We start from the raw sequence: 7,847 nt of genomic DNA, 5'->3' as shown, positions 1-7,847 counted from the left end.
TGGCGCGTCAGCGCAGCACCCGGTACCGCAGGTGCGTGACGTCGCGGCCGGGCAGCACCCGGACCGGTTCGAGCTCGACGTGCTCCGGGCCGAGGCCGTCGAACAGGCGCCGCCCGTCCCCGAGCAGCACCTGCACGAGCTGGATGGCGATCTCGTCGAGCTGCCCGGCCCGCAGCAGCGCCTGGGCGGCGCCCGCGCCGTGCACCAGGACGTCGCGGCCACCCGCCGCGGCCCGGGCCCGCTCGGCGCACTCGTCGACGTCGGTGACGAAGCGGGCGCTGCCCGGCGGGACGTCGTCCTCGTCCACGTGGTGGGTGAGCACGAAGATCGGCACGCCGTCGTGGTGGTCGCCCTGCCACCGCCCGGCCAGCTCGAACGTGCGCCTGCCGGAGATCACGGCGCGGGTGGCGAGCGCCTCGCGGTACACCTGCCCGTTGGGGCCGTCGGAGCCGCGGTCGTCGAGCCAGTTGAACAGCCGCCCGCCCGCGCGGCCGAGCTCCTGGCCGGGGCGGTCGTCGGGGCCTGCGATGAAGCCGTCGAGGGACATGGCCATGTAGAGCACGAGCCGGGACACGATCACCCCTCGGCGAAGTCGAACGAGACCCAGCGGGTCGGGCGCGCGGTGAACACGACGAGCCGGGACGCGGGGTGGGCGAGCTCGGCGTCGACCATCCCGGCCGCGGCGTCGGGCGGCAGGTAGCGCTCGACGATCCGCAGCATCTGCTCGCGCGTCGGGGGCTGGTCGTCGCCGACGACGCGGCACTCGACGGAGACGTACTTCCAGGGCGGGTCGTGCTTCTGGACGGTGATGGTCAGCGCGCCGGCCCGCCGGACGAGGCCCGTCTTGCGGGCGGGGCGGCCCTGTGTGGCCGTGAAGAACGACACCTCGCCGCCGGGCGCGTAGTGGTACCAGATCGGCACGGCGAGGGGCGGGCGGCCGGGGTCGCGGTCCGGGTCGGCGGCGACGCTCACCACGGCGATGTGGGGCTCGGCGAGGAAGCGTTCGCGTTCGTCGGGGGTCAGGGGGCCGGGCATGGTTCCTCCAGTCGGGTGGACAGGACCGCGTCGGGATCGGTGGCGCTGCGGATCCGCCGCAGCCGGTCGTGGTGGGGGCCGTGGTACGCCGCGGCGGGGAGCGCGCGGTCGGGGTCGGGGAAGTTCGGGTAGACGCCGCCGGTGCCGAACGGGGCGATCGCCGCCCACGAGCGGTGCAGCCCGCGCGGGACACCCCCCGAGGTGACGACCGCGACCTCGGCCAGGTAGGCCTCGGCGCGGTGGGCGAACGCCGTGGCGTCGGGCGGCACGCGGTTGTAGGCGCCGCCCCACGGGGTGAACGCGACCTCGTGCCGTTCGCCGGGCACCCGGCGGGCCACGACGGCGTGCGCGAGCGCGGCCGCCGCGTCCGCGGGCAGCGGGCGGCGGAAGAAGCCCGAGCGGCCGTACCGGACGCCCGGCTGGTCGGCCCCGCTGCCGCCCAGCCCGGCCAGCGACCGCTTCGCCTCCCGGTACGAGCCGGGCGCGGACGTCGCCCGCGTCGGTTCGGCGCCCGCGCGGCGGACGAACTCGTCCAGCAGGGGGACGGGGTCGCCGTCGAGCACCGTCCCGACGAGCGCCACCTCCACGGGCCGGTCGGGCTCGGCGGGCGCGACGAGGCGCAGGGTCGCGGTGAGCTCGTCGGCCGCGGTGGGGGCCCAGCCCGGCCACGCCGCGACGACCGCCGCAGCGGCCGGTGCGGGCCACGCCAGGTGGAACACGGTGGTCGGGGGTGCCGGGACCGGGTGGAACCGCAGCGCGGTGACGACCGCGGTGCCCGGCCCGCCGCCGCGCAGGGCCCAGAACAGGTCCGGTTCGCGACGGGCGTCGCAGTCGACCACCCGCCCGTCGCCGCACACGACCCGCGCACCGGCGAGGTGGTCGCAGGTGAGCCCGTACCGGCGACCGAGCGCCCCGAAGCCGCCGCCGAGGGTGAGCCCGGCGATCCCGACGGTCGGGCCGCACCCGGCGGGGATGGTCAGCCCGTGCGCGGCGAGCGCGTCGTAGAGCGGCCCGAGCCGGGTGCCCCCGCCGACCACGGCCTGCCCGTCGGCGACGGTGACGGCGTCCATCGGGGAGACGTCGAGGACGATCCCGGTGGTCGAGGAGCGTCCCGCGAAGCAGTGCCCGCCGCCGCGGACCGCCACGGGCAGCCGCAGGAGCCGGGCGACGGCGAGCGTCTCGACGACGTCGCAGGCGTCCGCGCAGCGCACGACCGCCCGGGGGCGGACGTGGTGGAAGCGGCCGATCGCGGGCCGGCGGGTGGTGTCGTAGCCCGGCGCCCCCGGCAGCACCACCTCGCCGGAGATCGTCCCCTGCAAGGCGGTGAGCTCGCGCTCGCTGCGGATCACCCGGGCACGCTACGAGGCGTCCGCGGCGGCGTTGTTGAACGTTCCGGCCAGCAGCGGGCCGTAGGACGCGGCGTGGTCGTGCCCGCAGGCGCAGGTGTCGGCGGCCTCGGCGAGGAACGACCGCGGGGTGGCGCCGGTCAGCCGCACGCACTCGCGGGTGAGGTGGGCCTGGTCGGCGTAACCGGCGTCGACGGCGAGGTCGGCCAGCGCGCCGGGGGAGCGCCCGGCGGCCATGGCCTGCTGCGCGCGGGCGAGGAACCCCTGGAAGCGCAACACCCGGTGCAGCGCCTTCGGGCCGAGGCCCACCGCGGCCAAGCAGCGCCGCCGCAGGGTGCGCTCCGAGGCGCCGAGGAGGCGGGGCAGGGCGGCCACGCCGGGGCCGCCGGGCATCAGGAGGCGAACGGCCGCGGTGACGAGCGGGTCCGGGTCGTCCTCCGCGGCGCGGCGGGCCAGTACCCCGTGCTGGAAGGTGGCGAGCGCCCGCTCGGGCGAGCCCGCGTCGCCCACCCGGTCGCCGAGCGCGGCGGCGGCCCGGCCCCACAGCGCGTCGACCGGCACGGACAGGTCCGTCAACTCGGACGCAGGCACCCCGAGCAGCGCCCGGGCCGCGCCGGGGCGCAGCCGCATCCCCACGACGGTGCTGCCGGGGACGAGGACCTCCAGGTGCGCCCCGGTCAGCGGGCCGAGGACGCGGGGTGGGCCGCCGACGGTGCACACGATCTCGGTGCCGCCGTGCGGCAGGTTCCGCTGCCGGTAGGCGGCCGCGTCCGGCGCGACCCGCTGGACCCACACCGTCGAGACGACGTCGGCGAGCGCGGGCACGGGCAGCCGCTCGACGTACCCCTGCTCCGCGGGTGGCATGGGCGAATCCTGCTCCCGGCCCGCGCGGCGGGCCAAGCCACCGCCGCGGCTCTGGCACGATCCGGGCCGTGGACGACGCGGTGCAGGCGGTGATCGACCGGGTCGGCGCGGCCGCGGCCCGGCACGACGCCGCGCAGGCCGACCGGCGCGACCGGTGGCGCGTGCTGGAGCCGGACGCGGGCCGGTTCCTGTGGTTCCTCGCGCAGGCCACCGGCGCCCGCGGCATCGTGGAGGTCGGCACGTCGCGGGGGGTGTCGACGCTCTGGCTCGCCGACGCCGCCCGCGCGACCGGCGGCCGGGTCACGAGCTTCGACACCGACGCCGCCGCCCAGCGCGACGCGGCGGCGAACCTCGCGGAGGCGGGGCTCGCCGAGCAGGTGGACCTGCGGCTCGGCGACGGCGGCGCGGGCCTCGCCGAGCTCGACGACGGCGCGGTCGACCTGCTGTTCCTCGACGCCGAGCGCACCGAGTACCCGTCGTGGTGGCCGCACCCGGTGCGCGTGCTGCGCCCGGGCGGGGTGCTCGTGGCCGACAACGCGTTGTCGCACCCCGACGAGATCGCGCCGCTGGAGCGGTTGCTGCGCCGCGACCTGCGCGCCGTGACGACGATCCCCGTGGGCAAGGGGGAGCTCGTCGCGGTGGCGGGCGAACGGGCGGTGTGACCAGGATCGACACCCGAATCGATTAAGACCCTGGCTCAGCCTTCGCGCCCGCGGCGACTAGGGTTGACGCCGGTTCCAGACACGCGAGAGCGGTGACAGGAGGCACGCACATGACCGTGCGGGTGGGCGTGAACGGGTTCGGCCGGATCGGCCGCAACTTCTGGCGGGCGGTGGACGCCCAGCGGGCGGCGGGTACCACCGACATCGAGATCGTCGCGGTGAACGACATCACCGACAACGCGACGCTGGCCGGGCTGCTCAAGTACGACTCGATCCTGGGCCGGCTGCCGTACGAGGTGACCCACACCGACGACGAGATCATCGTCGACGGCAAGGGCTTCAAGGGGCTCGCGGTCCGCGACCCGGCCGAGCTGCCGTGGAAGGACCTCGGTGTCGACGTCGTCATCGAGTCCACCGGGCTGTTCACCAAGCGCGAGGCGGCCGCCAAGCACCTGGAGGCCGGCGCGAAGAAGGTGATCATCTCGGCCCCGGCGACCGAGCCCGACCTCACCATCGTCATGGGCGTCAACCACGACGCGTACGACGGCTCGCAGTCGATCATCTCCAACGCGTCCTGCACCACCAACTGCCTCGCCCCGCTGGCGAAGGTGATCGACGACGCGTTCGGGATCGAGAAGGGTCTGATGACCACGATCCACGCCTACACGCAGGACCAGAACCTGCAGGACGGGCCGCACAAGGACAAGCGGCGCGCCCGCGCGGCCGCGCTGAACGTCGTGCCGACCTCCACCGGCGCCGCGAAGGCGATCGGGCTCGTGCTGCCGCACCTGAACGGCAAGCTCGACGGCTACTCGCTGCGCGTCCCGGTGCCCACCGGCTCGATCACCGACCTCACCGTGGACGTCCGCAAGGAGGTCACGGTCGAGGAGGTCAACGCGGCCTACAAGGCCGCGGCCGAGGAGGGCCCGCTGAAGGGCTACCTGCGCTACTCGGACGACCCGATCGTGTCGTCGGACATCGTCACCGACCCGGCGTCCTGCATCTACGACGCGCCGCTGACCAAGGTCATCGGCAACCAGGTCAAGGTGTTCGGCTGGTACGACAACGAGTGGGGCTACTCGAACCGGCTCGTCGACATCACCGCGCTGGTGGCCTCGAAGCTGTGAAGACGCTCGACGACCTGATCGCCGAGGGCGTGTCCGGGCGGACCGTGCTGGTCCGCTCGGACCTCAACGTCCCCCTCGACGGTTCGACGATCACCGACGACGGCCGCATCCGCGCCTCGGTGCCCACCCTGGCGAAGCTGCGGGAGGCGGGGGCGCGGGTCGTGGTCACCGCCCACCTGGGCCGGCCGAAGGGCGGGCCGGACCCGAAGTACTCGCTCGCGCCGGTGGCGGCGCGGCTCGGTGAGCTGCTCGGCACCGAGGTCGTCCTCGCCGGCCACGGCGAACAGGCGCGGGCCGCGGTCGGTGCGCTGGCCGACGGCGGCGTCGTGCTGCTGGAGAACATCCGGTTCGACCCGCGCGAGACGTCCAAGGACGACGACGAGCGCGCCGCGTTCGCCCGCGAGCTCGCCGCGCTGGCCGGCTCCGACGGGGCCTTCGTCTCCGACGGGTTCGGGGTGGTGCACCGCAAGCAGGCCTCCGTCTACGACGTGGCGCAGCAGCTGCCCGCGTACGCGGGCGGGCTGGTGCTCGCCGAGGTCGAGGTGCTGCGCAAGCTCACCGGTGCCCCCGAGCGGCCCTACGCCGTGGTGCTCGGCGGCTCGAAGGTCTCCGACAAGCTGGCGGTGATCGAGGCGCTGCTGCCGAAGGTCGACGCCCTGCTCGTCGGCGGCGGGATGTGCTTCACGTTCCTCGCCGCCCAGGGCTACGGCGTCGGCGACTCGCTGCTGGAGCGCGACCAGATCGACACCTGCCGCACGCTGCTGGAGACCGGCAAGATCGTGCTGCCGACCGACGTCGTGGTGGCCGACGAGTTCTCCGCCGAGGCGAAGACGCAGACGGTCGCCGCCGACGCCATCCCGGACGGGTGGAAGGGCCTCGACATCGGCCCGGCGTCGGTCGCGGCGTTCGCCGAGGTGCTCTCGGGCGCGGCCACGGTGTTCTGGAACGGCCCGATGGGCGTGTTCGAGCTGGCGCCGTTCGCCGAGGGCACCCGCGGGGTGGCGCAGGCGATCGTCGACTCGGACGCCTTCAGCGTCGTGGGCGGCGGCGACTCGGCCGCCGCGGTGCGCGCGCTCGGCCTGCCCGAGGACGGGTTCTCGCACATCTCCACCGGCGGTGGCGCCTCGCTGGAGTACCTGGAGGGCAAGACCTTGCCCGGCATCGCCGTACTGGAGAGAAGCTGATGGCCGTCCGGAAGCCGCTCATCGCCGGCAACTGGAAGATGAACTGCAACCACCTCGAGGCCATCGCGCTGGTGCAGAAGATCGCCTTCGCGTTGCCGGAGAAGTACTACGACAAGGTCGAGGTGGCCGTCCTGCCGCCGTTCACCGACATCCGCTCGGTGCAGACGCTGATCGACGGCGACAAGCTGAAGCTCGTGCACGGGGCGCAGGACCTGTCGCCGCACGACTCCGGCGCCTACACCGGGGACGTCTCCGGGGCGATGCTCGCCAAGCTCGGCTGCCGCTACGTGGTGGTCGGGCACTCGGAGCGGCGCGAGTACCACGGCGAGGACGACGCGCTCGTCAACAAGAAGGTGCACGCGGCGATCCGGCACGGGATCGTGCCGATCCTGTGCGTCGGGGAGAACCTCGAGGTGCGCGAGGCGGCCGAGCACGTCGCGCACACCACCCGGCAGGTCACCGCGGCGCTGGAGAAGGTGCAGAGCCAGCACGCGCAGAACCTGGTGATCGCCTACGAGCCGGTGTGGGCGATCGGCACCGGGCGGGTCGCGAGCGCGGCGGACGCGCAGGAGGTGTGCGCGGCGATCCGCGGCGCCGTCTCCGCGAAGTACGGCGAGGCGATCGCCTCGAGCGTCCGCGTGCTCTACGGCGGCTCGGTGAAGGCGAAGAACGTCGGCGAGATCGTGGCCGAGCCCGATGTGGACGGCGCGCTCGTCGGCGGGGCCAGCCTGGACGCGGACGAGTTCGCGCAGCTCTGCGCGATCGCGGCGGGCGGCCCGTTGCCGTAGGAGATCCCGCAGCCGGGCCGTGGGTGGATGTGGGCGCGTCCACCCGCGGCCGGGCTGCGACGGCGGTCACGGTAGTCTTGCCGTTCCCGGCACAGCTGTCGGTGGAGCGCGCGAGCAACTCGGAATGAGGATCGGATGGAACTGGCCCTGCAGATCGTGCTGATCATCTCCAGCGTGCTGCTCGTGCTGCTCATCCTGCTGCACCGCGGCCGCGGGGGTGGCCTGTCGAGCCTGTTCGGCGGCGGGGTGCAGTCGAGCCTGTCCGGGTCGAGCGTGGTCGAGAAGAACCTCGACCGGCTCACGTTGTTCGTCGCTGCGATCTGGGTGATCGCGATCATCGGCACTGGACTGTTGGTTCGGGTCGGGGTCTGAAGGAGGCACGGGGATGTCCGGCGGCAACGCTATCCGCGGCACCCGAGTGGGGGCCGGTCCCATGGGGGAGTCCGAGCGGGGCGAGACGGCGCCACGCTCACGCATCCCGTACTTCTGCGCGAACGGTCACATCACCACGCCGTCGTTCGCCGTCGACGCGGACATCCCGGAGTCGTGGGACTGCCCGCGCTGCGGCCTGCCCGCCGGTCGGGAACGGGAGAACCCGCCCGCGCCGCCGCGCACCGAGCCGTACAAGACGCACCTCGCGTACGTGAAGGAGCGCCGCAGCGACGCGGACGGCGCGGCGATCCTCGAGGAGGCGCTCAACCGCCTCCGCGCCCAGCGCGAGCTGCAGTCCTAGCTAGCGGCTGAGCGCGGCCACCTGCTGGTCGAACGCCATCACCAGCTGCGCCGCGGTGGTGCCCTCCGGCACGGCCGAGGCGGCCACCGTCACGACGCGACCGTCGCG

10 protein-coding genes are annotated in these 7,847 nt (G+C 74.5%); 6 read left to right on the top strand and 4 right to left on the bottom strand.

Features of this window, described 5'->3' with window-relative positions; genetic code table 11:
* Positions 1-7: 7 nt before the first annotated feature.
* The 4 genes from VKZ81_RS16260 to VKZ81_RS16245 are packed head-to-tail and all read right to left on the bottom strand — an operon-like array spanning position 8 to position 3,245.
* Positions 8-574, bottom strand: coding sequence for a dihydrofolate reductase family protein (locus VKZ81_RS16260; protein WP_324242413.1), 567 nt, complete (start codon positions 572-574; stop codon positions 8-10).
* 2 nt (positions 575-576) lie between these two features.
* Positions 577-1,035: a pyridoxamine 5'-phosphate oxidase family protein gene (locus tag VKZ81_RS16255; RefSeq protein ID WP_324242412.1), complete on the bottom strand. Its 459-nt coding sequence runs from the start codon at positions 1,033-1,035 to the stop codon at positions 577-579.
* Complete coding sequence (locus VKZ81_RS16250; RefSeq protein WP_324242411.1) at positions 1,020-2,384, bottom strand: FAD-binding oxidoreductase; 1,365 nt, start codon at positions 2,382-2,384, stop codon at positions 1,020-1,022. Before VKZ81_RS16250 ends, VKZ81_RS16255 begins: the two co-directional genes overlap by 16 nt.
* Before the next feature lie 9 nt (positions 2,385-2,393).
* Complete coding sequence (locus VKZ81_RS16245; RefSeq protein WP_324242410.1) at positions 2,394-3,245, bottom strand: AraC family transcriptional regulator; 852 nt, start codon at positions 3,243-3,245, stop codon at positions 2,394-2,396.
* Between the two features lie 68 nt (positions 3,246-3,313).
* Here VKZ81_RS16245 and VKZ81_RS16240 point away from each other — a divergent pair, with 68 nt between their 5' ends.
* From VKZ81_RS16240 to VKZ81_RS16215, 6 genes are all read left to right on the top strand, one after another.
* On the top strand, positions 3,314-3,907 hold the full coding sequence (locus VKZ81_RS16240) for an O-methyltransferase (RefSeq protein WP_324242409.1): 594 nt from the start codon (positions 3,314-3,316) through the stop codon (positions 3,905-3,907).
* Positions 3,908-4,017: 110 nt separating this feature from the next.
* Positions 4,018-5,034 carry a type I glyceraldehyde-3-phosphate dehydrogenase gene (gene gap / locus VKZ81_RS16235; RefSeq protein ID WP_324242408.1) on the top strand — a complete coding sequence of 339 codons (1,017 nt, stop codon included), beginning with the start codon at positions 4,018-4,020 and terminating at the stop codon, positions 5,032-5,034.
* Positions 5,031-6,218 (top strand): phosphoglycerate kinase, encoded by a 1,188-nt coding sequence (locus VKZ81_RS16230; RefSeq protein ID WP_324242407.1) that lies wholly within the window; start codon positions 5,031-5,033, stop codon positions 6,216-6,218. The genes gap and VKZ81_RS16230 overlap by 4 nt, the downstream gene beginning before the upstream one ends.
* Complete coding sequence (gene tpiA / locus VKZ81_RS16225; RefSeq protein WP_324242406.1) at positions 6,218-7,006, top strand: triose-phosphate isomerase; 789 nt, start codon at positions 6,218-6,220, stop codon at positions 7,004-7,006. Before VKZ81_RS16230 ends, tpiA begins: the two co-directional genes overlap by 1 nt.
* A 135-nt stretch (positions 7,007-7,141) precedes the next feature.
* Complete coding sequence (gene secG / locus VKZ81_RS16220; protein ID WP_324242405.1) at positions 7,142-7,378, top strand: preprotein translocase subunit SecG; 237 nt, start codon at positions 7,142-7,144, stop codon at positions 7,376-7,378.
* Positions 7,379-7,391: 13 nt separating this feature from the next.
* Positions 7,392-7,739 (top strand): RNA polymerase-binding protein RbpA, encoded by a 348-nt coding sequence (locus VKZ81_RS16215; RefSeq protein WP_324242404.1) that lies wholly within the window; start codon positions 7,392-7,394, stop codon positions 7,737-7,739.
* The last annotated feature ends 108 nt before the right edge of the window (positions 7,740-7,847 follow it).

Source organism: Pseudonocardia sp., from assembly GCF_035305885.1.
GTDB lineage: Bacteria > Actinomycetota > Actinomycetes > Mycobacteriales > Pseudonocardiaceae > Pseudonocardia.
This window is presented reverse-complemented; position numbering and strand designations above follow the sequence as displayed.

Excerpts from the sequence above, each read along its gene's own strand:
- VKZ81_RS16255 (WP_324242412.1), bottom strand. The coding sequence starts at position 1,035 with ATGCCCGGCCCCCTGACCCCCGACGAACGCGAACGCTTCCTCGCCGAG.
- VKZ81_RS16245 (WP_324242410.1), bottom strand. The coding sequence starts at position 3,245 with ATGCCACCCGCGGAGCAGGGGTACGTCGAGCGGCTGCCCGTGCCCGCG.
- gap (WP_324242408.1), top strand. The coding sequence starts at position 4,018 with ATGACCGTGCGGGTGGGCGTGAACGGGTTCGGCCGGATCGGCCGCAAC.
- tpiA (WP_324242406.1), top strand. The coding sequence starts at position 6,218 with ATGGCCGTCCGGAAGCCGCTCATCGCCGGCAACTGGAAGATGAACTGC.
- secG (WP_324242405.1), top strand. The coding sequence starts at position 7,142 with ATGGAACTGGCCCTGCAGATCGTGCTGATCATCTCCAGCGTGCTGCTC.
- VKZ81_RS16215 (WP_324242404.1), top strand. The coding sequence starts at position 7,392 with ATGTCCGGCGGCAACGCTATCCGCGGCACCCGAGTGGGGGCCGGTCCC.